This window comes from Mucilaginibacter sp. BGA-UO-ETr-C110 (assembly GCF_059567985.1).
In genome coordinates this window covers 189,431-214,964 of sequence record NZ_JCAQPB010000001.1, presented here as the reverse complement: position 1 = coordinate 214,964, position 25,534 = coordinate 189,431, and the positions used below count along the sequence as shown (strand labels likewise).

Annotated in this window: 24 protein-coding genes; 4 read left to right on the top strand and 20 right to left on the bottom strand. The window is 41.5% G+C overall.

The window, feature by feature from the left end; all coding sequences use genetic code 11:
• Positions 1 to 152: 152 nt before the first annotated feature.
• The 14 genes from AC57BQ_RS01020 to purH all read right to left on the bottom strand — a co-directional run bounded on the left by AC57BQ_RS01020 (position 153) and on the right by purH (position 13,367).
• Positions 153 to 2,264, bottom strand: coding sequence for a peptidase domain-containing ABC transporter (locus tag AC57BQ_RS01020; protein ID WP_496404501.1), 2,112 nt, complete (start codon positions 2,262 to 2,264; stop codon positions 153 to 155).
• A gap of 11 nt (positions 2,265 to 2,275) precedes the next feature.
• Complete coding sequence (locus AC57BQ_RS01015; protein ID WP_496404500.1) at positions 2,276 to 3,442, bottom strand: HlyD family secretion protein; 1,167 nt, start codon at positions 3,440 to 3,442, stop codon at positions 2,276 to 2,278.
• A gap of 64 nt (positions 3,443 to 3,506) precedes the next feature.
• Positions 3,507 to 3,668, bottom strand: a complete 162-nt coding sequence (locus AC57BQ_RS01010; RefSeq protein WP_166095710.1) for a hypothetical protein — start codon at positions 3,666 to 3,668, stop codon at positions 3,507 to 3,509.
• Positions 3,669 to 3,771: 103 nt separating this feature from the next.
• Entirely contained in the window at positions 3,772 to 3,945 is a 174-nt protein-coding gene (locus AC57BQ_RS01005; protein WP_176851901.1) for a hypothetical protein, read from the bottom strand.
• Positions 3,946 to 4,058: 113 nt separating this feature from the next.
• The gene (locus AC57BQ_RS01000) at positions 4,059 to 4,268 is read right to left on the bottom strand and encodes a hypothetical protein (protein WP_090465648.1); all 210 of its coding nucleotides are present in this window, start codon (positions 4,266 to 4,268) and stop codon (positions 4,059 to 4,061) included.
• Positions 4,269 to 4,401: 133 nt separating this feature from the next.
• Positions 4,402 to 4,608 (bottom strand): hypothetical protein, encoded by a 207-nt coding sequence (locus AC57BQ_RS00995; protein WP_496404499.1) that lies wholly within the window; start codon positions 4,606 to 4,608, stop codon positions 4,402 to 4,404.
• A 149-nt stretch (positions 4,609 to 4,757) separates the two neighbouring features.
• The gene (locus AC57BQ_RS00990) at positions 4,758 to 4,955 is read right to left on the bottom strand and encodes a hypothetical protein (protein WP_076378047.1); all 198 of its coding nucleotides are present in this window, start codon (positions 4,953 to 4,955) and stop codon (positions 4,758 to 4,760) included.
• Between the two features lie 188 nt (positions 4,956 to 5,143).
• Positions 5,144 to 5,347, bottom strand: coding sequence for a hypothetical protein (locus tag AC57BQ_RS00985; RefSeq protein ID WP_143013790.1), 204 nt, complete (start codon positions 5,345 to 5,347; stop codon positions 5,144 to 5,146).
• Between the two features lie 538 nt (positions 5,348 to 5,885).
• Positions 5,886 to 7,157: a rod shape-determining protein RodA gene (rodA, locus tag AC57BQ_RS00980; RefSeq protein WP_496404498.1), complete on the bottom strand. Its 1,272-nt coding sequence runs from the start codon at positions 7,155 to 7,157 to the stop codon at positions 5,886 to 5,888.
• A 1-nt stretch (position 7,158) separates the two neighbouring features.
• Complete coding sequence (gene mrdA / locus AC57BQ_RS00975; protein ID WP_496404497.1) at positions 7,159 to 9,177, bottom strand: penicillin-binding protein 2; 2,019 nt, start codon at positions 9,175 to 9,177, stop codon at positions 7,159 to 7,161.
• Positions 9,174 to 9,692, bottom strand: coding sequence for a rod shape-determining protein MreD (locus AC57BQ_RS00970; RefSeq protein ID WP_090462986.1), 519 nt, complete (start codon positions 9,690 to 9,692; stop codon positions 9,174 to 9,176). The genes mrdA and AC57BQ_RS00970 overlap by 4 nt, the downstream gene beginning before the upstream one ends.
• The gene (gene mreC / locus AC57BQ_RS00965) at positions 9,685 to 10,518 is read right to left on the bottom strand and encodes a rod shape-determining protein MreC (RefSeq protein WP_496404496.1); all 834 of its coding nucleotides are present in this window, start codon (positions 10,516 to 10,518) and stop codon (positions 9,685 to 9,687) included. The genes AC57BQ_RS00970 and mreC overlap by 8 nt, the downstream gene beginning before the upstream one ends.
• Before the next feature lie 85 nt (positions 10,519 to 10,603).
• Positions 10,604 to 11,626: a rod shape-determining protein gene (locus AC57BQ_RS00960; protein ID WP_076378059.1), complete on the bottom strand. Its 1,023-nt coding sequence runs from the start codon at positions 11,624 to 11,626 to the stop codon at positions 10,604 to 10,606.
• 214 nt (positions 11,627 to 11,840) lie between these two features.
• Complete coding sequence (purH, locus tag AC57BQ_RS00955; protein ID WP_496404495.1) at positions 11,841 to 13,367, bottom strand: bifunctional phosphoribosylaminoimidazolecarboxamide formyltransferase/IMP cyclohydrolase; 1,527 nt, start codon at positions 13,365 to 13,367, stop codon at positions 11,841 to 11,843.
• 230 nt (positions 13,368 to 13,597) lie between these two features.
• On the opposite strand from purH, the gene fabG reads away from it, so the two are divergent.
• From fabG to AC57BQ_RS00940, 3 genes are all read left to right on the top strand, one after another.
• Positions 13,598 to 14,341, top strand: a complete 744-nt coding sequence (gene fabG / locus AC57BQ_RS00950) for a 3-oxoacyl-[acyl-carrier-protein] reductase (RefSeq protein ID WP_496404494.1) — start codon at positions 13,598 to 13,600, stop codon at positions 14,339 to 14,341.
• 224 nt (positions 14,342 to 14,565) lie between these two features.
• Positions 14,566 to 16,647, top strand: coding sequence for a hypothetical protein (locus tag AC57BQ_RS00945; protein ID WP_496404493.1), 2,082 nt, complete (start codon positions 14,566 to 14,568; stop codon positions 16,645 to 16,647).
• A 294-nt stretch (positions 16,648 to 16,941) separates the two neighbouring features.
• Positions 16,942 to 18,108, top strand: a complete 1,167-nt coding sequence (locus AC57BQ_RS00940; RefSeq protein WP_496404492.1) for an acyltransferase family protein — start codon at positions 16,942 to 16,944, stop codon at positions 18,106 to 18,108.
• A 242-nt stretch (positions 18,109 to 18,350) separates the two neighbouring features.
• On the opposite strand, the gene AC57BQ_RS00935 is transcribed toward AC57BQ_RS00940, so the two are convergent.
• The 6 genes from AC57BQ_RS00935 to AC57BQ_RS00910 form a co-directional block, all read right to left on the bottom strand.
• Positions 18,351 to 18,674 (bottom strand): FtsB family cell division protein, encoded by a 324-nt coding sequence (locus tag AC57BQ_RS00935; protein ID WP_369829165.1) that lies wholly within the window; start codon positions 18,672 to 18,674, stop codon positions 18,351 to 18,353.
• A 154-nt stretch (positions 18,675 to 18,828) separates the two neighbouring features.
• Positions 18,829 to 20,211, bottom strand: coding sequence for a DEAD/DEAH box helicase (locus AC57BQ_RS00930; RefSeq protein ID WP_496404491.1), 1,383 nt, complete (start codon positions 20,209 to 20,211; stop codon positions 18,829 to 18,831).
• 473 nt (positions 20,212 to 20,684) lie between these two features.
• Positions 20,685 to 21,227, bottom strand: coding sequence for a signal peptidase II (lspA, locus tag AC57BQ_RS00925; protein ID WP_496404490.1), 543 nt, complete (start codon positions 21,225 to 21,227; stop codon positions 20,685 to 20,687).
• Positions 21,228 to 21,288: 61 nt separating this feature from the next.
• Complete coding sequence (locus AC57BQ_RS00920; RefSeq protein WP_496404489.1) at positions 21,289 to 21,609, bottom strand: DUF7683 domain-containing protein; 321 nt, start codon at positions 21,607 to 21,609, stop codon at positions 21,289 to 21,291.
• 58 nt (positions 21,610 to 21,667) lie between these two features.
• The gene (gene eno / locus AC57BQ_RS00915) at positions 21,668 to 22,963 is read right to left on the bottom strand and encodes a phosphopyruvate hydratase (RefSeq protein WP_090462949.1); all 1,296 of its coding nucleotides are present in this window, start codon (positions 22,961 to 22,963) and stop codon (positions 21,668 to 21,670) included.
• 166 nt (positions 22,964 to 23,129) lie between these two features.
• Positions 23,130 to 23,864 carry a DUF2490 domain-containing protein gene (locus AC57BQ_RS00910; RefSeq protein WP_496404488.1) on the bottom strand — a complete coding sequence of 245 codons (735 nt, stop codon included), beginning with the start codon at positions 23,862 to 23,864 and terminating at the stop codon, positions 23,130 to 23,132.
• A gap of 156 nt (positions 23,865 to 24,020) precedes the next feature.
• Here AC57BQ_RS00910 and AC57BQ_RS00905 point away from each other — a divergent pair, with 156 nt between their 5' ends.
• Positions 24,021 to 25,526: a serine hydrolase gene (locus AC57BQ_RS00905; RefSeq protein WP_496404487.1), complete on the top strand. Its 1,506-nt coding sequence runs from the start codon at positions 24,021 to 24,023 to the stop codon at positions 25,524 to 25,526.
• Positions 25,527 to 25,534: the final 8 nt, after the last annotated feature.

Below are 25,534 nucleotides of genomic sequence, written 5' to 3'. Positions count from 1 at the left end.
TTTTCTTGTTTTATAGAAAACCGTCATTGCGAGCGATAGCGTGGCAATCCCCGATTAGCAGAGCCGCCCGTAAAGTTAGGAATTGCCACGCTATCGCTCGCAATGACGCGTTTTTTTCATTGAGCTGGCTTTTCGCTTTAAGCCTTCGGCTTTTAGCTCAAACTGTAATTTAATTTTTTGTGGCTGCCTTGCTCCACAACAACGCCTTTATCCAACACAATGATGTTATCGGCATTATTTAAGGTGCTTGAACGGTGCGTAATAACAATTACCGTTTTTTGATCATCTTTTAGCATTTCGATCATCTTTTGCACGTATTTTTCAGACACAGAATCAAGCGAAGACGTAGCTTCGTCCAATATCAGGATCTCGGGGTCGCGATATAATGCCCTGGCGATGGCGATGCGTTGCCTTTGTCCACCAGACAGTGAAGTTCCGTTCTCGCCCAGGTAAGTCTGGAAGCCTTTGGGTAACGATTCTATAAAGCCGGTTATACCCAATTTAGCCGATATGTCGATGATCTTTTTCATATCTGGCTCATTATCGCCAACGGCTATGTTATCAATTACATTACCGGCAAACAAATCGATTTGTTGCGGAACCACCGATATCATTTGACGAAGAGATGAATTTTTGATGTATTTAAGATCATACTCGCCTATACGTACATTGCCACCCTGTATAGGATATATGTTTTGCAATATGGACATGAGGGTTGATTTGCCCGAACCGCTTTCGCCCACGATAGCCGTAAATTTCCCTTTAGGGATGATTAGGTTCAGATCATCAAAAACAGCTACCCTTGTTCCATAACGGAAGGAAACATTTTCAAAACGAATATCACCAATTTTATCAGGACTAAGCTCGATCTGGTTTTCATCGTTTTCTCGCTCCAGGTCCATGATCTCAAACAACCTGTCGGCCGCTATTACAGCATCCTGTACGGTTCTGTTCATCCCGATCAATGAGGATACCGGACCGGTAAAATAACCGATCAGGGTATAAAATGATAAAAGTTCGCCCGGGGTTATGTTATTATCCATCACATAACCGGCACCTACCCAAAGTAAGGCAATGGTTAATAAACGGGATATCAACTCAGACGAGGTACCTGAAAAAACGGCGTTCAGGTTTGACTTCATGCCCACCTTCAGCAGTTTAACAAAACGTACTTCTGTTTTCTCATCTGCATGATCTTCCAAACCAAAGCGCTTAATGGTTCCAACCGAGTTCAAGCTTTCTACCAGTTGTGATTCCAGCTCGGCGGCATCCTCCATCAGTTTACGCTGTGCCTTTTTATTGAGTTTATCTGTTACATAATATATAAGCAGATATAAAGGGATAACGCTAAGCATGATGAGTGCCAGTTTCCAATAATAGGTAAACATCATGATGAACGAGAACACCACGATAAATATGTTTACCAAAAAGTTAATGCTTACATCATTTAAAAACGTACGGATCTTTACTGCGTCATTGATACGTGAAATGATCTCACCAACGCGCATGGTATCAAAAAACTGCTGTGGTAACCTAAGCAAATGTTTGTAATACCCCAATATGAGCTTGGCATCAATCATTTGCCCGGTTTTAAGGGTAAATATGGTTTTGGCTGTACCTATAAAAAGCTGCAATGCCAAAATGATCACCATACCAATGCCCATAATATTGAGCAGGTTGCGATTGCCGTCAACCAATACAAAGTCAACCAGCTTTTGTACAAAAACCGAAGTTGATAAACCTAAAATGGTATAAATAACAGCACCAAACAGGGCTTGTATTAAAATGCTTTTATGCGGTTTGATCAGCGTCCAGAAACGGCCGTTTACTGATTTCTTTTCGTTACCAGTCTCAAATTCTTCAGATGGCAACAATAGTATCAGCGTTCCTGACCATTCTTTTTTAAATTCATCGTGAGTCCTGCGGCTTAGTTGCCCGTCAATCGGGTCCATCACCTCAATGAATTTATCCGTAACCTTATATATCACTACATAGTGGTGCAAAATCTCTTTTACCACCAGGTGCGCAATGGCAGGTTTGGGTATTTTGAACAGGCTTTCAAAAGGTCCTTTTACGCCTTTGGCTTCAAATCCTAATTTCTGAGCGGCCTCAACCATGCCCAATACATTGGTTCCTTTTTTATCAGTACCTGCAAGCTGCCTGATACGGGCAACCGCAAGATCAAGCTTATAGTGTGATGCTACAGAAGCTAAACAAGCTGCCCCGCAATCCGTGATATCCCGCTGTTTTATTTTAATGCTCATTGCTATCTGGATTAACTGCCTATATTAGGATTTACCCAATCATCTACCTTATCGTACAATAATTGATACAGGCTCCGTTTGGTTACGTTAAAACGGGCCGTAAAATTCATTCCCTTTTTTAAATACCCTTTATAACCGTTCTTTAAGGTGAGGTAATTTTTATCAAGGGTACATTTTACTTTAAATACAGGTTGGTTTTGGTTTACAATGATGATATCATCAGAAATATCAACCACCTTACCTGTTACCAGGCCCCATTGGTTATAATTAAAGGCATCCACCTGGAAACGTACTTGCTGTCCTTTTTTGATCAACCCGATATCTGAGGGTTTGATATAACAAAAGGCGGTTAAATTAGCATCGGGCGATATTTCTCCGATCTTTTGATTCGCAAATACATACGCGCCGTTTTGTACGCCTGATATATTTTGAACTGAGCCGCTTATGGGTGCCCTCAGCATATATTGTCTTTTTTGTTCGTTTAATTCAGCCTCTTGTCCATTTAGCTGCCGTAGTTCATTCCTGAATCCATTGGCTTCGGTTTGCCATTGTGTTTTATATTTAGCCAGTATCATTAAATAGGCAGATTTGGCCTGATCATATTCAAATTTATACTTCTCGTACTCAGATTCGGTGAGTACTTTGTTTTTATACAATTCGTTATAGCGGTTAAATGTGCTTGCCGCCTGTTGTTTGGCAATAGCCGAATTTTGCAGCTCCTGCGCAAATTGCTGCCATGAAGCGTTGTATTGCCCGGTTTGTAAATTAGGGGTGCGTGTTCTTTCGTTATTCACACCGGCCAATAGCTCGTTGATATCTCCTAAAAACTGACCTATCTGTCTTTTACGATTATCGGCCAAAGCGCCTTGTTGTTTCTGAACTGAGGCATCTATCACTAAAATGGTATCGCCCCGGGTAATTTTTTGATTGTCGGTAAGTTTAAGTCTTGTGAGTCGCCCATTAACCGGAATGGTTAATTCTGCTTTTTCGATAGATGATTGTAAAAGCCCGTTACCTTTTATGCTGATAGGGGTTTTAATGAATGGAAGCAGTGCAAAAGTTACTAATATCGCCATCACCGTAACCACATAGATAAGCTGGGTTCGCCTGCTGATCTGTGAACGGTAAACGATAGATGTTTCAGCAATTGTTTCCGTAGAATAGTTAAATAATGCCATGCTTTTGTTAACATACTAAAATAGTCGTTATCCTGAAAATTCACGACAACGACTATTCTATGTTTTATAAACCTTGAACCAATTTAACAACAGCATCTAAAATAGAGCCTAAAGCGGTAAAAACGGCGCCAAGCAAATCACCTAAGCCATAACCTCCGTTAACATTGATCATTTCGTTAGCATCCATTTCCTGAACACCAAGTTCTTTTAATTCTAAATTTTTCATAATTGTGAGTGTTTATTTGATTTTTACGCAAATGGGCCAAATTAAGTTGACCCTTTTAAATTGAAAAACGAATAGCCGACATCCCTAAAAGAAGGAATAAAGGCTACTTTAATATTGCTTTTAAAGCCTCTATAACCGAATTTAAAATAGGAACAAGTCCTAAAAGCAAAGGGCCAAGCAAACTATCTAAAAGGCCACCATCGCCACCGTTAACATTAATCATTTCGTTAGTATCCATTTCCTGAACACCAAGCTCTTTTAATTTTAAATTTTTCATAATTGTGAGTGTTTATTTTGATTTACACAATTGAGTCGGTTAAACAGGCCCCTTTAAAAAACAGATAGCCGGCATCCTCAAAAATCAGGAATAACGGCTATTGCATATTTTTCTTACAAGCCACCTTGAAGTAACTGGAACAGAGAGCCCAACGTTTTAGTAAGGAGTGTACCGGTATCAGTTAATACACCTGCTAAAAATTTCAAAACAGGCTCAAGGTTAAGGCTGATTGAGATGTCGCCTAAGCCGCCACCGTTAACTTTGGTCATTTCAGCAGTATTCATTTCCTGAACGCCAAGTTCTTTTAACTCTAAATTTTTCATAATTGAATTTTTAATCATTTTCCTTACTCTGTTAAAGGCTTTTCAGGGTACGCCATGTATATAAAGTTTTGGGAATAATCTAAGTTTAAATATAATGTAGGGAAATAGCCGTTTAGCTCAATTTAAGCAACGGTTATCCGTGTAGCAAACCTTTAAGAGTAGTAAAAAAGGTTTTAAAGTCCTGAATGATCCCATCCAGGTTTACATTTGCCTGAAGACCATCCACAAGTGCTTGAACAGCATTGATGATACCTCCAATTACACTGCCTCCATTTACATTGGTCATTTCGGCAACATTCATTTCCTGAACTCCAAGTTCTTTTAACTCTAAATTTTTCATAAGGGTAGTTTTAAAAAATTTTCCCTACTCTGTTCATGGCTTTTCGGGATCCGCCATTTATGTGAATTTGAGGAATAGGATTTGTTACGTGCGATAGGAATAAATAGCCGTTAACCCAACCTGGGCAACGGCTATTTAAAAGGTTTGTATTATAATGCTCCAAGAATAGCACCAACGATCTTAACTTGAGTAGTAACAAATGACACAACTTCAGTTAATGTTTTATTAAGTTGAGCGAAAAGTGGGCCCAGGTCAATGCTGATACCTAATAAACCACCATTAACGTTAGTCATTTCAGTAGCATTCATTTCTTGAACGCCAAGTTCTTTTAATTCTAAATTTTTCATAATAGTATTTTTTGTTCAATAACCCCTTACTCTGTTAAGGCTTTTCAGGATTCGCCCGTCTGGCCGGCCAATAATGGCAATGCCATAAATTAATTAGAATCGCAACCAATAAGATAAGCCGTGCTAAACGCCCCATCTAAACATAAATCGCGAAATTGTTTTTGGGAAATAGTTTTAAATAAAACTAATTAGCTTTTAATGAAGCTTAAAAGCGAATTTACAGTGTAACCAACAAAGCTAACTGTGTTGTTTACCAAAATGCTTACACCGCCCAAAGCCACAAATAAAGTGTTAACCAGTATGTCGCTTAATGGACCACCACCGTTAACGTTAGTCATTTCATTAGCGTTCATTTCTTGAACACCAAGTTCTTTTAATTCTAAATTTTTCATAATAGTGTTACTTATTGTTTTGTCCCCTTACTCTATTATAGGCTTTTCAGGATACGCCTCCGTTCGGCCAAACGCTTAAAACAAATATAATATATAACAATAAATACTTAAATGAGTCCTCTTTTGCTGACACAGCTTTGGAAAGAAAAAAAGGCTTAAAAATAGGTTAAAACGCTATAAAAACATGCTTTTTAGACCAAAAACATGCTTTTTTAGGGTCATATTCAATTCATTCATTTTACTATACAACAGTTTCCGGATTAATTCCAGGGCCTATTTAATAAATAAATTGTCAAAATATGGGTTTGATGAGGAATTTTCAAGAAAAGTAATCTATAATTAACACAATTGTTAACAACTCAACAATTTAATTAAAAGATTAATAATTTAATTATTAACTACACAAATATTTAACCATTCTGTAATTAATATTCACCATATTAGTATTAAATAATTAATATTAATATAACAATGTATTAATAAGTTAAATCATACATGATACATAATCAGGGTATTAGCGTCTAATCTTCAGAAGAAATTAAACGATCCCCATCCGGTTGGAATCAAGCTTAACGAGGATGAAAAGCAGTATGGTAAAGCTGAGCAAAGAAGAACCACCATAACTAATAAATGGCAATGGAATACCAATTACCGGCACTACTCCTATAGTCATGCCGATGTTGATAACCACGTGAAAAAACAATACCGATGCCACGCCATAAGCGTAGATCCGGGAGAAGGGCGATCGCTGCCTTTCGGCCAGGTAGATCACCCGTAATATTAAAAACAAGTAAAGCCCTATGACTACAACCGATCCTGCAAAGCCCCACTCCTCGCCTATGGTGCAAAAAATAAAGTCGGTACTTTGTTCGGGGACAAAGGAATATTTGGTTTGCGTGCCATGTAAATAACCCTTACCCCACAACTTACCCGAGCCAATAGCTATTTTTGACTGATTCACGTTATACCCCTTACCTTTTAAGTCGGTAGTGATGCCCAGCAATATATTGATACGTTCGGTTTGGTGAGGCTTTAAAACGTGTGAATAAATAAACTTAACACTAAAAATAAAAGCGACCGATATGGCCAACCCTACCAGCACAGTAAAAATAAGTTTACGCTGCCGTCTGAATAAGAATATGATCAGCGCGGTTAATACCACCAATACCAGAATAACATACAATGGATTATACAAAAGTGAAACCACAAAAAGCACAATAAGCAAACCACTAATCACCAAAAAGTATGGCGACAAACCCTCCCGGTAAAGCACAAAAATAAGAGAGCAAAAAACCAGGGTTGATCCGGTATCTGGTTGTAGCATGATCAGTAACATCGGGAAACCGATAATAGCCGCGGCTATCAGGAACGATTTCAGTTCCGTAACTTTAATATTAACCGAACTCAGGTAACGCGCCAACAGCAAACACGTTGAAAATTTGGCAAATTCTGATGGTTGCAGCCGGAACCCGCCACCCATATTTATCCAGGCCTGGTTACCACCAACGTTTCGGCCCACAACCAATACCAATATCAACAGCAACACCGTTATGCCATAAAATGCAGGTGCCAGCGCGGTTAAAAACCGGCTCTCCAGCAACAGTATAACAATGGCCACTATAATGGATACGTTGATATAGATGAACTGCTTACCATAGTTGGTTGACGCATCAATAAGACTCGAATGCTTTTCATCAAATACAGCAGCATGAATATTAAACCAGCCAATGGTGCAAAGTAACAGGTAAAGAAATACGGTTACCCAATCAACATTAAAAAAGAAACTACGCTGGTTGTGGTTATTATTCACGCTACTTACCTGTACCCCTTCCTGCAAAAAGATTGCCCCAGCTACCTGGTTTATTATTTTTTGCTGATTTAAGCTGAGCCGCCTTTTTCATTGAATCGGCCTTGAACTTTTTAATGGAGTCGGCTTTTACGGCCCGGATGCTATCCCTTCTCCGCTCCCTTTGCAAATCGTGCTGGTAAAGGGCCAGGTCGGGCAGCAGATTCATGTTGGCAAACTCATTAACCGTAATACCCGATTCGCGCTGGGTAATTACCCCTTTCAAATACTTCTCTACAATAAAGCTGGCAATCGGCGCGGCATAGTTACCGCCATCACCAGAGTTTTCAACTACTACGGCAATAGCTATCTTTGGGTTTTCCCTTGGGGCGTAGGCTACAAAAAGCGAGTGGTTTTTACCATGCGGATTTTGCGCCGTACCAGTTTTACCGCACATGATAATACCTGGTATCCGCGAACGACGGGCGGTTGCATAACCGTTGTTACCTTCAACCACGTTCTGCATCCCATTAATAACAGGTTCAAAATATTGCGGGTCGATACCCACATAATTCTTTTGCGTGTACTCGCTTTTTATTACATCCTTATCACCAATGCCCTTTATTAAATGTGGTTTGTAAAAGAAACCATGATTGGCAATTGTACATTCAATATTGGCTAATTGCATGGGAGTAGCTTCTAACTCGCCCTGCCCGATAGCCAGCGATATAATGGTGCTTGAGCGCCACCTGCCAGGATGATAGATATTATCGTAGTGCAAAGCGGTAGGTACGTTGCCGCGACCTTCGTTTGGTATATCAACACCAAGCTTTGCGCCCAGGCCAAATTTGTTTACCTTATTACGCCAGTCAACAAATGATGGAGTTGTGTTCCGGGGGCCCCTGACATTCATTAGTTTTTCAAAAACCATATCAAAAAACCCATTACATGAACCTGCAATAGCGTTACTTAAATTTACCACACCATGTACGTGTGTACACTTTACCCTTACGTTACCGGCCATATAATAGCCAGGACAGTTATAAGTAGTTTGAGGCGTTATCAAACCCTCCTGCAAAGCAACCAAAGCGCTTAATGGTTTAAACGATGATCCCGGCGGATAATAAGCTTGTATTGGCCTGATAAAAAATGGCTTGTAGGGATCGTTATATAATTTGGAGGCGTTGTTACCACGTTCACGGCCAACCATCAGGTTTGGATCATAGGTAGGACTGCTCACATAACAAAGTATTTCGCCTGTTGACGGTTCAATGGCTACGATACTGCCCAACTTGTTTTCCATGAGTTTTTCGCCCAGCTTTTGCAGGTTGATATCGAGTGATGAAGTAAGCCGGTCGCCGGCGCGGGCCAGCGTATCAAAAGCCCCATTGGCAAAAGAGCCTTTTGGAATGCCGCGCGAATCAACCATCTGGATCTTTACCCCACGCTGGCCCCGTAAAACCCCCTCATAGGATTTTTCGACACCGGTAACACCAATATAATCACCCTGGCGGTAATAGCCGTTAGAGCGCTTAATATCGCGATCCTGCACCTCGCCAATAAAACCTAAAAATTGTGCGGCGGTCGAGTCGGGATAAGTCCGTACGGTACGCGGCTGTACGTAAAATCCTGGAAATTCGTTCAATTTTTCCTGAAAAGATGCATATAACTCAAAAGGAAGCTGTTTTTCAAATATCGATTCTTTATTGGGCGAGTACTTAATGGCTTTGAGCAGGCGTTTGTCAAAACCTTCCTTATCAATCCCTACTAATTTGCAAAATTTCAGTGTGTCAAAGGATTTTACCTCTTTGGGATTAACGGTGATATCGTAAATAGGTACATTCTGAACCAGGATCTTACCATTGCGGTCAAGGATAGGGCCGCGCGAAGGATACTGTATCTGCGTACGCCTTACATTACTGTTGGCGTATAGTGTATAGCGGTCATCAACTATCTGGATATAGTAAAGCCTACCCAAAAGCGTGATCATAATTACCAGAAAAATACCTGTTACAACGTAGCGACGCTCAAAAAACTTGTTCATTTACGTTCTTTCCTTCTGAAAAATAGTAATCCTGAAATAAGCATTAAAAATACAGTAAATATTGAACTCAATACAACACGACTTAGTGTGTATTGTATTTCAGAAAAACTAAAAACCTCCAAATTCAGCAGAAAGAAATGATGAAAGAGGGTAAGCACCAGGGCATAGGTAAAAAACCACCGGAAGCCCATAATACTCAAGGTTGGTTCGGGTTCATTATCAAACCCATCTTTTTGTACGGTGATACTGATAAACAGGATACGCACCAGCGCCAGCACTACACACGCGGCCGCGTGAAGACCTGGCGTATCGTAAAAAGCATCAATGGTTAATCCTAATAAAAACGATAGTACGAACAGCAATATATTAGGCACCTCAAACGGAAGCAGCAAAATAAACAAGATATAAAAGTACGGGGTCGACAGGTTATAGAACGTAATATTTTTCAGCAAAAAAACCTGCATAAAAACCAGCACCAAAAACCGTATGGCATTGACTAAAATAGCTCTACTCATTTTTTTTCTGCCCGGCCTCCAGTCCCGTTTGCTCCTGCGCAAATTTGTTATTTACCACGTATACATATTCCAACTTGCTAAAATCAACGGCAAGGGTTACATCCACATTAAGCAGTAACCCGCCGCCTTTGGCATGCAGGTTTGTTATTTTACCAAATGGGATACCTGTAGGAAAAAGCGAGTAACCAGAAGTAACTACCTGCTCGCCCAATTTTGGTTGCGCATCGTTCTGAATATCTGTTAACAATCCCTTTTTAGGGTCAAGATCAGCGCCCCATATAAATGAGCCGATCTCTTTATTATTGGCCAGCATAGCACTAAAGCGGGTATTTTTGTTTAAAACCGACTGTACAATAGCCAGATGCTCCGATACATCAACTACCATCCCGACTACGCCCGAGCTGCAAATAACCCCCATATCCTTGGCTATACCTTCTTTACTACCCCTATTGATGGTGATATAGTTGCTGCGTTTGTTAGTAGAGTTATTGATAACCCTGGCTACAATATAAGTGTATTGTTGCTTATAAACAGTATCGGCCACTTTACGCTTCTCAACAGAATCAATATAAAAAGCAGATTTAAGCTGTCCACGAAGACTGGCATTTTCACGTGCCAAGCTATCATTTACATTTTTTAATGATAAGTACCCATTAAGCTCACTAACCTGGCTATATAAAGTACCTGTAACCCTGTTGGTTGAGTTAATAAAAGTAGCTTTCTGAAAAGAATTGTATTTGATATAAATAAGCAGCGAGCTTATCTCAAAAATCAGGAATAGAAAAAACGCGTTATACTTAGTGATAAATATCAAGAGGTTACGCATTGGCTTGAATTAGATTTGAGATATGAGATTTGAGATTTGAGATTAAAAACACCGAATGTCTCAAATCTAATATCTCACATCTAAATTATTGCATTAAAAATTTAAAATTTCCTATGTTTTTAAGTGCGGTTCCTGTTCCGCGAACTACAGCACGCAGCGGATCTTCGGCAACGTGAACCGGTAGTTTTGTTTTTGCTGCTACACGTTTATCCAAACCACGTAACAAAGCACCGCCACCAGTTAAATAAATACCTGTTTGATAAATATCGGCTGATAGCTCGGGCGGGGTAATTTCCAATGCTTTCAATATCGCTTCCTCTATCTTGGAGATAGATTTATCCAGGCAGTGTGCAATTTCGGTATAGGATACCATGATCTGCTTTGGAACACCGGTCATCAGGTCGCGGCCCTGAACAGCAAAATCGCTTGGTGGATCGGCCAGTTCCGGTAACGCGGCACCAACTTCAATTTTGATCTTCTCGGCAGTACGGTCACCGATCATGATGTTGTGCTGACGGCGGATGTATTGTACAATGTCTGAGTCAAAGTTATCTCCTGCTACGCGGATGGACTGATCACAAACAATACCTGATAAAGCGATAACCGCGATCTCGGTAGTACCACCACCGATATCAATGATCATGTTACCCATAGGCTCTTCCACATCGATACCGATCCCAACAGCAGCTGCCATAGGCTCATGTATCAGGTAAACTTCCTTGGCGCCTGCAATCTCGGCCGAGTCACGCACGGCGCGTTTCTCTACCTCGGTAATACCTGATGGGATACAGATCACCATACGCAGCGAAGGGAAGAACCAGCCCTTGCCCTGGTTGATCATCTTGATCATACCACGTATCATGTGCTCTGCGGCGTTAAAGTCGGCAATTACACCATCCTTCAACGGGCGTACCGTGCGGATGTTATCGTGCGTTTTACCTTCCATTTGCATGGCCTGCCTGCCAATGGCAATTACTTTATTAGTTGTTCTGTCGAACGCCACGATAGAAGGTTCGTCAACAACAACTTTGTCGTTATGTATAATGAGGGTATTAGCAGTACCCAAATCGATAGCTATTTCTTGTGTAAAAAAGTTAAATAAACCCATCTGTTGCTTCTTTCAAATAATCTGTAAAGTTTATAAAAATACGCTTAAAAAAATCACATAGTTGCAATTAAGAGCGTATAAATTTCATATTTATTGTTTGGACAGGTCGGTTATGTTAAATTATGTTAATCGGGCTTTCGGGGTTATAAAATCGCTCCTTATTTCCAATCCTCCACACTTCATCAAACCCAGTAAGCCCGGTCAACTTAAAATTTTAATGTTTAAAATGACGAACACCAGTAGTCACCATCGAAATGTTTTTTTCATTACACATTTCAACAGAAAGCTTGTCATTTATTGATCCGCCTGGTTGTAATATAGCTGTTATACCTGCTTCTGCAGCCAGCTCGGCACAATCCGGGAACGGGAAAAAGGCATCAGATGCCATTACCGCTCCATGCAGATCAAACCCAAAACTTTCGGCTTTAATAACCGCTTGTTTTAAAGAATCAACCCTCGAGGTTTGACCAACACCACTAGCCATTAACTGACCATTTTTAGCAAATACAATAGTATTCGACTTAGTGTGTTTCACCACCTTGTTGGCGAAGAACAGATCGTGCAACTCGTGCTCGGTTGGTTTTCTGTTGGTAACCGGGGTCATTTGGGCCGGGCCTTCAATAACCGCGTCCTTATCCTGCTCAATAACGCCGTTCAATAAAGTTTTGAACTGCTTGGTTGCCAGGGCCACCGGTTGGCGAACCAAAATGATACGATTCTTTTTGCCCTGTAATATTTGTACAGCCTCGTCGGTATAAGCCGGGGCTATCAGTACTTCATAAAATATTTTACTGATCTCGGTAGCCGTATCCGCGTCGATCTCATCATTAGCGATAATAACACCCCCAAAAGCCGAAACCGGGTCGCAAGCCAGTGCATCGATCCAGGCTTCTTTAATAAAAGAGCGCGAGGCAATACCGCAAGCATTGGTATGTTTCAATATCGCCACGGTTGGCTCGGTAAACTCGTCGATAAGAGCGACGGCTGCATCCACGTCAACCAGGTTGTTGTAGGATAATTCCTTACCGTGCAATTTGGTGAACATGGCATCCAGATCGCCGTAAAATACACCACCCTGATGAGGGTTTTCGCCGTAACGTAAAACCTGACTATTTTGTATGCTTTGTTTAAATACCGGCAGTGGATCTTCCTGGTTAAAATATTGGAAAATAGCGCTATCGTAATGTGATGATATATTGAATGCTTTTTGTGCGAATGAACGGCGTTGGTTAAGCGTGGTTGCGCCGCCCTGTGTTTTCAGGATATCCTCCAGCGTACCGTAATCATTTTTAGAGGCCACGATCACAACATCTTTAAAGTTTTTAGCTGCCGCGCGGATCAGTGAAATACCACCGATATCGATTTTCTCGATCACATCTTCTTCGGCTGCACCTGATTTTACGGTTTCTTCAAAAGGGTAAAGATCAACAATTACCAGGTCGATCTCCGGTATCTCATACTGGGCCAGTTGCTGTCCGTCGCCATCAAAGCTCCTGCGGGCGAGGATACCACCGAACACTTTAGGGTGCAGGGTTTTAACACGTCCGCCTAAAATAGATGGGTATGATGTAAGGTCCTCCACAGGCACCACATTAACACCCAAATTACGGATAAAAGTTTCGGTACCACCGGTGGAATAGATCTCGACACCAAGGCGGTTTAACTCCAGGATAATAGGCTCTAAATTATCTTTGTAGTAAACAGAAATTAAAGCGTTTTTTATTTGAACAGACTGGCTCATGCACACGTAATTTTTTGAGCCGCAAAGGTAGTGATATTTAGTTAATTGATTAATTTTTTCTGAAGGAAAAACAGTTCATAGTTAATGGTTCATAGATCATAGCTAAGGACATTATCATTCAACTGGTTCAAATTACTCCTATGAACTATCCACTATGATCTATGAACCATTAACTATGAACCAAAATAAAAAACCACTAACTTCACCGCCCGAAATCATATATTCAATTTATGAAATTATTAGAAGGAAAAACAGCGCTTATTACCGGCGCGTCAAAAGGTATAGGGCGTAAAATAGCCGAGAAATTTGCGGAGCACGGTGCCAACGTGGCATTCACCTATTTATCATCGGTTGAAAAAGGCCAGGCGCTGGAGCAGGAGCTGCAAAGTTTTGGTACCCAGGTAAAAGGTTATCGTTCCGATGCTTCCAAATTTGAAGAAGCCGAAAAACTCATCAATGATATTGTTGCCGATTTTGGCACCCTGCATATAGTGGTTAACAACGCCGGTATTACCAAAGATGGTCTGCTGATGCGCATGACCGAAGAGAACTGGGACGAGGTGCTGAACGTAAACCTGAAATCGATATTTAACGTGACCAAAGCCGCCTCCAAGATTATGATGAAAAACCGTAATGGTGTGTTCATCAATATGAGCTCGGTTGTTGGCGTACAGGGTAATGCAGGGCAGGCCAATTATGCTGCTTCCAAAGCGGGCATCATTGGGTTCTCCAAATCTGTAGCTAAGGAACTGGGTTCACGTAACATCCGTACAAACGTAGTTGCACCAGGCTTTATCAAAACCGAAATGACCGACGTGCTCGACCCTAAAGTGGTTGCAGGCTGGGAAGCTGATATCCCGCTGAAACGTGCCGGCCAGCCCGAAGATGTAGCCAATGCCTGTGTTTTCCTGGCATCAGACCTGGCTACCTACATTACCGGCCAAGTGATCCCGGTTGACGGCGGAATGTTGTAGTTGAAAGTTCTGAATTTAAGAAAGCTCAAATCATAAAGCGTCATTGCGAGGTACGAAGCAATCTCTACATAAGCAGGTCAACTATCCAAGTTTGCTCTGTATAGCATAGAGATTGCTTCGTACCTCGCAATGACGCTTTTTTTATTCCCCGCATTTCACAATAATTTCGCATTTTGCAGCTGAGCGTAAAACGTATTGCGTAATACTCATACAACCTATAAAAAATGTTTTCAATAACCTGGGGGTCAGTTTCCGGATGGTGGGTGCCTGTTTGTTTAATACTGGGTATATTATATGCCTGGCTATTATACCGGCAACCGGTTAACCTGGGTAAAAATTTCAGGTTGTGGTTAGCTGTTCTCCGTGCGCTGGTTGTGTTTGTTATCGCCATGCTGCTGGTTTCGCCACTGGTAAAAACCATTAAATACGATCCGCAGAAACCTTTGGTGCTCATCGCGCAGGACAATTCGTCCTCCATCAATACATTTAAACCTGCCGGTTTTAATTCCACTCAATTTGTAAACGACCTGGCTAAACTCAAACAGCAACTGGGCGATAAATATGATGTGCAGGAGTTTAATTTCAGTAAAGATCTGAGTAACGGCTTGTCCGATAAATTCAGCGGTAAGCAAACTGATATCGCCGGGGCTTTGCAGCAACTCAATAACCGCTTTGTAAACCAAAACATTGGCGCACTGGTTTTAGCCACCGACGGTTTGTACAACCAGGGTAACGATCCGCAGTACGAAGCCAAAAACATCAAAACCAGCATTTATACTATTGCCCTGGGCGATACCATTGCTAAACGCGACCTGCTCATTGGCAACGTTAATTACAACAAGACTGCCTTTTTGGGTAACGATTTTGAAATAGAGGTTTTGGGTGTTGCCTACCAAAGCAAAGGCGAAAACATGCACCTAACTGTTACCGAAGATGGAAGGCAGGTATTTACCCAAACCATTCCGGTTACTTCTGCCGATTTTAAAAAGATCGTCCCCATTAAACTAACCGCCGATAAAAAAGGCCTTCGTAAGTACAGCATCAGCATTGCCCCGGTTAAAAACGAACTCTCCACCCAAAACAATACCGAAACCATTTACGTGGATGTGTTGGATGCCCGGCAAAAAGTATTGATGGTATATCGCAGTCCACACCCGGATATTACCGTTATTAAACAGGCTATTGAAACCAATAAAAACTTCGAGGTAAAAACCGTGCTGCTCGCGGATATTGCCGGTATTAAACTGGCCGATTACAGCCTGGTTATCCTTTACCAGATCTCGGCGGGAGAATACGCGCCGCTAAAAAACTTTATCACCAAAAGTAAGATCCCCGTTTGGTATATACTGGGCTCGCAGACCGATCTACAGGCCTTTAATGGCGAACAAAACAGCGTCAAGATCAGCGCGGGTCGTTCCGAATCACAGGAAGTACTGGCCCTGCCCGAAACCGGCTTTTCAGCCTTTACCCTATCTGATTCATCCCGCAAAAAAATAGCGATAATGCCTCCGCTCCTGGCGCCTTTTGGCAGTTATGGCACAGCTGCCAATACCGCCGTGCTGTTAAAACAAAAAATTGGCGCGGTAGCTACCACCTACCCCCTGCTGGCTTTTGCCGATGATGCCGGGCACCGTACCGCTATACTCACCGGCGAGGGCCTGTGGCGCTGGCAACTGGCCGAATATCAAAATTATGGTAACCGCAATGCTACCGACGAACTATTGAGCCAAACTGTACAATACCTAACCGCCAACGCCAACCGTCAGCGATTCAGGGTATACCCCGCCCGCAATGTTTTTGACGAAGGCGAAAATGTGATCCTGAATGCCGAACTATATAACGACGCCCTGGAACTGATCAATACCCCCGATGTCCGGATTGAGCTCAAGAACCAGGCGGGCAAAAACTATAGTTTCCTGTTCAGCCGCAGCGGGCAAAGCTACCAACTGGATGCGGGTACGCTGCCCATTGGCGAATACAGCTACAATGCAGGCACCCAGAACGGCACCCAACGCTTTAGCGCCAGCGGACAATTAACCGTAAAATCACTTAACCTGGAAACCCGCCAAAGTGCCGCCAATCATCAGATAATCAACACCATAGCCAAACAAAGCGGCGGCCAAATGTTATACCCTAATCAACTCAATCAACTGGCCGAGCTCATCCGCAAAAACGACAACATCAAAACCGTTGTCTACGAAGACAAGCACTACAGCGACATCATCGATGTAAAATGGATATTCATACTGATACTCCTGTTACTATCCGCTGAATGGTTTTTACGGAAACGTGAGGGTGAAGTTTAGCGAGGAGAGGCAAGGGATTAGAATCAAGAAATAAGATTGTTTATGATGTTTGTGATCGATGTTTGGAAAAATGACTTTTACAAAAACGATGTCATTTCGATAGAGCATGGGCGGGTATGAGCATGGTGCGAAAGAGAAATCTTCTGCTATGTACAAAGTCCCAATTGCATGTCGAAGAAGATTTCTCCTCGTACCTCGTTCGAAATGACAAACTTATTATATAATAAGAAACATCCTGTATTATTTTGCCTTTTATTTCGATAAATTACGGCATAAATTCCCCGATCAAATTTCATGTCAGACAATACCACAGCCAGCATATCCGATAAACATAAATTATTGGGTTTAGACCATTTACGGGCATTGGCCATTACCTATGTTTTGCTGTTTCATTACCAGCTTTTCGGGCATCCGGCCTGGGTATCTAAAGTAGGAGGCTTTGGCTGGACTGGCGTCGACCTGTTTTTTGTTTTAAGCGGATTTTTGATAGCCGGGCAGCTTTTTAATACTATCAAAAATGGCAAGACTATCGATATGCGCGAGTTTTTTGCCAAGCGTTTTTTTCGGATCATTCCCCCCTACCTGGTGGTGCTGCTATTATATACCGCCATTCCATTCCTGCGCGAGCGGGAGCACATGGCCCCGCTCTGGAAATACTTCACCTTTACCCTCAATTTTGGCTTGGATCTGAAAACCACCGGAACCTTTACCCATGCATGGTCGTTATGCGTAGAGGAACAGTTTTATTTAATACTGCCTTTAACCTTTTGGCTGCTCAACCATTTTAAAGCGGGTAAAAAAGCCATCTACATCCTGGCTACGTTGTTTATTGCCGGTTTTATGATCAGATATTCCGGCTGGCACTATTTTGTAGCGCCCCACCTATCCGAAGATGATTTTGGGGCGATATGGCACCAGGTGATCTACTACCCTACTTATAACCGGTTGGACGGATTGCTTATCGGTGTAAGTATTGCAGGCGCCTACACTTTTTACCCGCGCGTAAAAGAAATAGTGAACCAGTATAACCATCTCCTGATGCTGCTGGGCCTGGTAATTTTAATAGCCGCTTACTTTGTTTGCTCACCCGACAATAGCCTAACCAGCACTATCTTGGTTTTCCCCCTGATTTCGCTGGGGTACGGATTGATTTTGGCAGCCATCGTTTGTCCATCCAATTTCCTGTATCGTCGCCAGTCGGCCATTACCGCTCAATTGGCTACTTTGTCTTACAGCATCTATCTTTCGCACAAGCTGGTGATCCACCTTACCCAAAACCTGCTCCAAAAAACCGGCATCGACAAAAACAGCAACCTCATGATGCTTTGCTGCCTATTTGCCACCATCGCGTGTGCCCTGATACTAAGATACGTTATTGAGAAACCATCACTGAGGGTTAGGGATAAACTATTGCATCGCTGGAAACACAGTAAAAAGCATGTGGCTGTGGAAGCGGTATGACGGTAAATAAGAAATATAAAATGTGTCATTGCGAGGTACGAAGCAATCTCTACATAGGCAGGTCTATTATGAATACCTCTTTACTCTGTATAGCATAGAGATTGCTTCGTACCTCGCAATGACGTGGTTGAAAAAAATACTTTTTTAATGGGGATATGAAGACCTTGTTTTTCCACCACAAAAAAAGCGATGAGTAAACCCATCGCTTTTATATCTTAATTCCTGATTCTTATCTCTTGATTCTATTTTTCCTTTTTCTCGTGCACGATCACATAAACATCCTCATTGTCTTTTTTCATGAGGTATTTTTCGCGGGCAAATTTTTCGAGTTTTTGAGGGTTCGAGGTTAGCTCGTCCAGTTCTTTGTTTACCTGGTCGGTCTCTTTTTTATAAAAGTCGCGTTCTTCCTTTAGCTTATTTACCTGGCGACGATATTCGTACTGTGAAAACAGATCGTTTTTGTCGAAGAATATCATCCACACTAAAAAAGCCATAGTAACCAGAAAAAACTTATTCTTTACCAGGTTAATGAGGCGTTTCATGGATATGGGCTCTATAAATTTCATTTAAAGCTATTTAAAAAAATGTAGAGGTACAAATATGCTTATTAACTTATTAACAACCTCACCCCGACCTTCTCCAAAGGAGAGGGAGGCAGGTTTTGTTTTATTTTTGTATATTTCTTTAAAGCCCTCTCCTTTGGAGAGGGTTGGGAGAGGTTTAATGCCTGTTTCCGCCTGATGAGCGACTGGCTCCGCTCATGCCGCTTCCGCCGCCTGGTTTACTACCACCGCGGCTGTTACCACCGCCTGAACGGTTACCACCACCCGAACGATTGCCGCCGCCGCCATTGCCACCACGACGTTTATTGTTACCACCGCCGCTACGACCACCTGATGAGCCGTTACGTAAATTGGCATTAGCCGTTCCCTTTTTAGCGCCCATGCCTGCGGCTATAGCCACCGGACTAAGCGGATAAGGGTGCCCTTCTTCAACAGGGATATCTTTGGCTATCAGCTTATGGATATCCTTTAAAAATTCTATTTCATCCTCATCGCAAAAAGAAAGCGCGATACCACTTGCTCCCGCGCGACCGGTACGGCCAATACGGTGTACATAGGTTTCGGGAATATTAGGGATCTCGTAGTTGATCACGTGGGTCAACTCGTCAATATCAATACCACGGGCAGCAATGTCAGTAGCTATCAGTACACGTGTTGTGCGATTTTTGAAATTGCTAAGGGCCCGCTGACGCGCGTTTTGTGATTTATTACCGTGGATAGCTTCGGCAGTAATACCGGCGCGTACCAGGTCTTTCACCACCTTATCCGCACCATGTTTGGTACGGGTAAATACCAACGCGGTTTTAATATTTTTATCCTTCAGGATATGGATCAGCAATGATTTTTTATCGTTTTTATCTACATAAAAAAGCGACTGTTGTATAGTATCGGCAGTTGACGATACCGGGGTAACTTCTATTCTTTCAGGATCAGACAGGATGCTGTCAGCCAGTTGCTGAATCTCTTTAGGCATGGTAGCCGAAAAGAACAGGGTTTGCCTTTTAGCAGGTATTTTGGTGATGATCTTTTTAACATCATGCACAAAGCCCATATCCAGCATACGGTCGGCTTCATCCAGGATCAACATTTTTACATGCTCCAGGTGTACATAGCGCTGATTTACCAGGTCGAGCAAACGACCAGGAGTAGCTATCAGGATATCCACACCGCGTCTTAAGGCATCAACCTGTGGGTTTTGTGATACGCCGCCAAAAATAACCAGGTTTTTTAAGCCGGTATGTTTACCATAAGCGGTAAAGCTTTCGGCAATTTGGATGGCCAGCTCACGGGTTGGTGTCAATATAAGGGCCTTGATGGTTTTTTGTTCTTTATGCTGTATCCTATCCTGATGTAACAATTGTAAAATAGGCAACGCGAAGGCGGCGGTTTTACCGGTACCGGTTTGGGCGCAACCTAAAAGGTCGCGTCGTTGCAATACAATAGGTATAGCTTGCGCCTGTATAGGGGTTGGTGAGGTATATCCCTCTGTTTTTAAAGCCTTTAATAAGGGCTCAATTAAATTTAAATTTTCGAATGACATGTAATGATTGTAATGTGTATGTGCTATCGCCAAAGCATAAGCGGGTCTGAAGAGTTTCGGTGATCAAAACCGTAAGCGATTATGTAATCTTTTTTGCAAAGATACGCTTTTTATTGCAGATGTGCAGCTATGCCAATTTCAACCCTATTTGTAGCCGCCGATTTTAATGCTACCTGTTATTTTCGTATATTTGTATATAGAGCAGCCCGGGTTTCCGAAAAAAGGAAATTCGGGCTGTTTGGTTAAGGTACAAAAGGGCTCAAAAATCGACTGTTTTGTACTTAGTTATTTGAATATCAGCTATTTAATACTTTTTAAACCTTTCAAAACACATCAAAAATTTGTTAAAAAGTGTTAAAATGGCGTTAAAATTCTGTTAAAACGGGTAATTATTGAGTCTTTTTACCTTGTTTCGACTAAAAAATTGTTAAAATTTAAGGTTTAAGAAGTTTTTAGGTAGCCTGCGGGTTAAATTAAACCGCTACTTTTTCGGGGTTATTTTCGGACTTTTTATTTTTGGAATCCCTGTCATTTAAAAACGATTGGATCAGCAACAGGCCCACTCCAATCATGATAGAAACATCGGCCACATTGAACACGCCTGTTTTAAACCAGGGATATTTGATAAGCATAAAATCGGTTACACTGCCATAAACCCAGCGGTCATAAAGGTTACCCATACCACCGGCCAATACCAGGATAATACCCAGCACGGTTAGTTTATGCAGATTGGTTTTTATAATGATGTAAGTGAGGCCAAATAACAGCACAGCCGCCGGCATCAGCGTAAGCAGCATAAACCGCCAGGGGTTACCCAGCGAATCGCCCAGGCTTAAAAAAGCACCCGTATTTTCAACCCGGGTAATGAGGTAATGAAGATTATTCTTGAAGGGTAATATCTCTTCGTAATAACGGAAATTATGGCGTATATAATTTTTAGTGATTCTGTCTAAACCGATATCAGCAACCAGGATCAATAGTATTACCAGGCCTCTCAAAACCCATTTCTTGTTCATTAATATAGTTGTATGTGTGTATGGTAATTAACGTGACTGGTATGGTTAAATTATTCGGGGCTTATTGCTTCGGCAGCGGATACTGGCCCATAAAACCTTTGTCGCGTTTGGTTTGCTCCCAGTTGTTGGTATAGGCTGCCAGCCAGTAATCATACTTTTCAAAATCAAATTCCAGGGTGGTGTATGGTTTCAAAAAAGTAGCGTCGACAGGTTCCAACTGGTAGGTATCAAATATGGGATCGTCGGCATCAGCCTCAAAATAATTTTGCAGGATAGACAGTTCAACAGGCGCAAGCTCAGCTTCGCCGGCTAAGGATTCGTCGGCCTTATTAAAGTACTGTATTTCCCGTTTTAACCATTCCGGCTGTTTGTTCTTTCCCATCTATACCAATTAAAAAGAGCCACCTGTTTTTAGGCAGATGGCTCTTTTATGAGTTGAATTATTTTTTGTAGAATTTGAAATTCTTACCGATGAATTTTGCATTGCTGCCCAATTCTTCTTCAATGCGTAATAACTGGTTATATTTCGCGATCCTGTCTGAACGTGAAGCCGAACCGGTTTTGATCTGACCGCAATTTAAGGCTACGGCAAGATCGGCGATGGTTGCATCTTCAGTTTCGCCAGAACGGTGACTCATTACAGAGGTGTAACCATTAGTTTGAGCTAAACTTACCGCGTTGATAGTTTCGGTCAATGAACCTATCTGGTTTACTTTTACCAGGATAGAGTTAGCAATGCCTTCGGTGATGCCTCTTTGTAAACGGGTAGTGTTGGTTACAAACAAATCGTCGCCAACTAATTGTACTTTAGCGCCCAATTTTTCGGTTAATAATTTCCAGCCAGCCCAATCATCTTCGTGCATACCGTCTTCAATGGAGATTACTGGGTATTTAGACGCTAATTCGGCCAAATATTCTACCTGCTCAGCGCTGGTGCGGATGGCACCTTTTTCGCCTTCAAATTTGGTGTAATCGTATTTACCATCTTTGTAAAACTCAGATGCGGCGCAGTCAAACGCCAGGAAAATGTCTTCGCCTGGTTTATAACCTGCTTTTTCAATAGCTTTTAAAACGGTTTCAACAGCATCTTCGGTGCTATCAAAGGTTGGCGCGAAACCACCTTCGTCACCAACAGCGGTAGAAAGACCACGGTCATGCAGGATCTTTTTCAGGTTATGGAATACTTCGGTACCCCAACGCAATGCTTCAGAAAAAGATGGCGCACCAACCGGCATGATCATAAATTCCTGGAACGCGATAGGCGCATCAGAGTGTGAACCACCATTGATGATGTTCATCATTGGGATAGGTAAAGTATTAGCGTTCACACCACCAATGTAGCGGTATAAAGGCTGACGGCTTTCCTGAGCTGCTGCTTTAGCAACGGCTAAAGAAACACCTAAGATAGCGTTAGCACCAAGCTTGCCTTTATTTTCGGTACCGTCGATCTCGATCATGATGGCGTCGATAGCGTTTTGTTCAAAAACATCTATGCCTTTTAATTCAGGCGCAATGATGTCATTTACGTTGGCAACGGCTTTTAAAACGCCCTTACCCATGTATTTTGATTTATCGTTATCGCGAAGTTCAACAGCTTCGTGTGCACCGGTTGATGCACCAGATGGTACAGCAGCACGACCTAAAGCGCCGTTCTCGGTTAAAACTTCTACCTCCACAGTGGGGTTACCGCGCGAATCTAAGATCTGGCGGGCGTGTACGTCAATTATTAAGCTCATAGTTTATTGTCAGATATTTGTAATTTGTAAACCGCGGGCTAAGTTAACAGCAAATTCAGGAAATCACAAAAAAGAGTTAAGATATTGGAATTAAGAATCAAGATATTAGAATCAAGAGCTCAGATCGGGTTTTCTTGACTCTTGACTCTAATATCTTGATTCTTAATTAATCAGTTGTTGTAGGTACATGCTCTTGCTGACCGGCCCCCTTGCGACTGATGCGGTACATCAGCATGAGCATTATATTATTTTTACCGCTGCTTTGTGTAGCTGTATAATTACGCTGATTGATCCAACCGGCCTGCGCTATCCATGATTTGTCAAACTGATAACCCAATGCCGCTGATATACGGTTACGTTCAAAGTTGGGGGCTTTATTATTAAAAAACACCTCGTCAAAAACCGACAGGAACCATGTTTTAGCTACGATCTTGGTATTATTCAATGGGATGAACATGTTTAACCGGTACCGGAAACGGTTACGGTAATCGCCATTAACCCAGCGCTGCTCTATACGATAGCGATGTTCAAATTTAAGGCGGTACAGAAACTGGTTAACCGTCATTTGCTCCCACAACCTGAATTCGTTGGTATTGGGGCCGCTGCCCAGATCGGCATAATCATAAGTATGGTAAGTACCCGTACCCAATAACGCTGTAAAATCTTTGTTGATGTCATAGCTTACGCCGGCCTTGGCTTCATAGTACTGAAACTGGCTCAGCGGCCCGTTTGTACGTATCTGCAATTCGGAGTAGCCACCCCATTTATGGCTGCTATCGCCAGGGAGTACTACTGTGGCAATTCCCCAAGTTCCTACTTTGGAATCCTGGGCATGAGCACGAAATAAGCATGCTGTTAATAATACAAAGACTACAACTATAACAATAGGGGCTTTTAACATCTTATGCAGGTTTTATACCGCAAAGATATTTCCACAATATTACCTAAATGTTAATTTCAACACCATTAATGTTATGATAATGTTAAGTGATTCGGAATTAAATTTATCAATCAATTCTTGTCACGTTAATATGATAAAATAAGTCTTATTAATGCTATGAAAAAACTCCTTTTCCTTATCCTGATAACTGGCGTTTATAGTTATGCAAACGCGCAAGACCTCTCAAAAAGATTAGATAGCCTATTTAATGGTCAATTTACTGCAGGACAAATAAATGGCAATGTATTGGTGGCTGATCATGGCAATGTGATATATAAAAAATCTTTTGGTTATGCAGATGTGGCGAATAAGATATTAAATACTGATCATTCGGCTTTTTTTCTGGCCTCGGTTTCAAAAACTATTACCTCTACGGCTGTTTTGCAATTAGTTCAAAAAAAGAAGATTAAATTAGATGAACCTTACAAAAAATACTTTCCAAATTTCCCATACGGTGATGTTACTATCAAGAATTTACTTGCACACACTTCTGGCTTACCAAGGGATATGGAAGATGTTTTTGACACAGTTTTAAAGGTACAGCCACAAAAAAAATTTGGTTATCACGACATCATACCAGCTTTACAACAATACCCTAAACCTTTGGCTTTTAAACCTGGCGACCAATATAGTTATTCAAATATTAACTATAATTTACTGGCATTATTGGTTGAAAAAACATCAAACATGCCATTTGATGCCTATCTTAAAAAGTACATTTTTACTCCGGCAGGCATGACTGACACCTATCTGAGCAGTCCACAGCTATTACAAAAAAGCAACGTCACCCTTCGCTATCTGTATCCGAAACATTATTACCCCCATTTGAAACTGGCAGATTCCATTCCTGAATTTGCTAACATATATAAGAATTACACTATATTCTGGGGACAAGGAAATGTGATCAGTACAACAACCGATCTGTTAAAGTTTGACCAGGCTTTGTATAATAACAAGCTTGTAAATACCAAAATACTGGACGAAGCATTTAAACCAACAATATTAAACAACAAGCAAGAGGTTGTTGCGGGTGGTGGGGTTTCATACGGCTTAGGATGGTTTATATTAAAGGTCAAACCGTCTGAAAAAATTGTTTTACATACCGGAGCTATACAGGGGTTAAGGAGCATATTTATACGAAATTTGACTAAGAAACAGACTGTAATTATATTAGATAATGCTCAAAGTGGTAGCAATTTTATAACCGCATCAAACGCGATCAGTATTTTAGATAATACTCCTCAAGAAAGGGTCAAAATATCCGTTGCAGATAAATACGCCAAAATCCTGTTTGAATCTGGTAGTGATGTTGCAGCAAGCCGTTTAATTCAAATGCAAGCCGATACAGTTCATTATAGGTATAGTGCTCATGAAATGGATTTCATTGCCAACGAATTGCTTAATGATTCTTATACTGATAAAGCTTTGGAAGCCTTTAAGGTTAATTTATTATTAAACCCTACTAATCCCGAAATGTACAACAGCTATGGCAAAGCACTAAATAAAGCAGGCAAAAAGACCGAAGCAGTATTGATTTATAAAAGAGCTATAATGCTGAAGCCCGATAACAAGGAAGCAAAAGAAGCATTATCCAAGTTAGAAAAGGATTCATCGCATAACTAACCTTTAGG

Coding starts and splice junctions, on each gene's coding strand:
- AC57BQ_RS01020 (WP_496404501.1), bottom strand. CDS start 2,264: ATGAGCATTAAAATAAAACAGCGGGATATCACGGATTGCGGGGCAGCT.
- AC57BQ_RS01015 (WP_496404500.1), bottom strand. CDS start 3,442: ATGGCATTATTTAACTATTCTACGGAAACAATTGCTGAAACATCTATC.
- AC57BQ_RS01010 (WP_166095710.1), bottom strand. CDS start 3,668: ATGAAAAATTTAGAATTAAAAGAACTTGGTGTTCAGGAAATGGATGCT.
- AC57BQ_RS01005 (WP_176851901.1), bottom strand. CDS start 3,945: ATGAAAAATTTAAAATTAAAAGAGCTTGGTGTTCAGGAAATGGATACT.
- AC57BQ_RS01000 (WP_090465648.1), bottom strand. CDS start 4,268: ATGAAAAATTTAGAGTTAAAAGAACTTGGCGTTCAGGAAATGAATACT.
- AC57BQ_RS00995 (WP_496404499.1), bottom strand. CDS start 4,608: ATGAAAAATTTAGAGTTAAAAGAACTTGGAGTTCAGGAAATGAATGTT.
- AC57BQ_RS00990 (WP_076378047.1), bottom strand. CDS start 4,955: ATGAAAAATTTAGAATTAAAAGAACTTGGCGTTCAAGAAATGAATGCT.
- AC57BQ_RS00985 (WP_143013790.1), bottom strand. CDS start 5,347: ATGAAAAATTTAGAATTAAAAGAACTTGGTGTTCAAGAAATGAACGCT.
- mrdA (WP_496404497.1), bottom strand. CDS start 9,177: ATGAACAAGTTTTTTGAGCGTCGCTACGTTGTAACAGGTATTTTTCTG.
- AC57BQ_RS00970 (WP_090462986.1), bottom strand. CDS start 9,692: ATGAGTAGAGCTATTTTAGTCAATGCCATACGGTTTTTGGTGCTGGTT.
- mreC (WP_496404496.1), bottom strand. CDS start 10,518: ATGCGTAACCTCTTGATATTTATCACTAAGTATAACGCGTTTTTTCTA.
- AC57BQ_RS00960 (WP_076378059.1), bottom strand. CDS start 11,626: ATGGGTTTATTTAACTTTTTTACACAAGAAATAGCTATCGATTTGGGT.
- purH (WP_496404495.1), bottom strand. CDS start 13,367: ATGAGCCAGTCTGTTCAAATAAAAAACGCTTTAATTTCTGTTTACTAC.
- fabG (WP_496404494.1), top strand. CDS start 13,598: ATGAAATTATTAGAAGGAAAAACAGCGCTTATTACCGGCGCGTCAAAA.
- AC57BQ_RS00945 (WP_496404493.1), top strand. CDS start 14,566: ATGTTTTCAATAACCTGGGGGTCAGTTTCCGGATGGTGGGTGCCTGTT.
- AC57BQ_RS00940 (WP_496404492.1), top strand. CDS start 16,942: ATGTCAGACAATACCACAGCCAGCATATCCGATAAACATAAATTATTG.
- AC57BQ_RS00935 (WP_369829165.1), bottom strand. CDS start 18,674: ATGAAATTTATAGAGCCCATATCCATGAAACGCCTCATTAACCTGGTA.
- AC57BQ_RS00930 (WP_496404491.1), bottom strand. CDS start 20,211: ATGTCATTCGAAAATTTAAATTTAATTGAGCCCTTATTAAAGGCTTTA.
- lspA (WP_496404490.1), bottom strand. CDS start 21,227: ATGAACAAGAAATGGGTTTTGAGAGGCCTGGTAATACTATTGATCCTG.
- AC57BQ_RS00920 (WP_496404489.1), bottom strand. CDS start 21,609: ATGGGAAAGAACAAACAGCCGGAATGGTTAAAACGGGAAATACAGTAC.
- eno (WP_090462949.1), bottom strand. CDS start 22,963: ATGAGCTTAATAATTGACGTACACGCCCGCCAGATCTTAGATTCGCGC.
- AC57BQ_RS00910 (WP_496404488.1), bottom strand. CDS start 23,864: ATGTTAAAAGCCCCTATTGTTATAGTTGTAGTCTTTGTATTATTAACA.
- AC57BQ_RS00905 (WP_496404487.1), top strand. CDS start 24,021: ATGAAAAAACTCCTTTTCCTTATCCTGATAACTGGCGTTTATAGTTAT.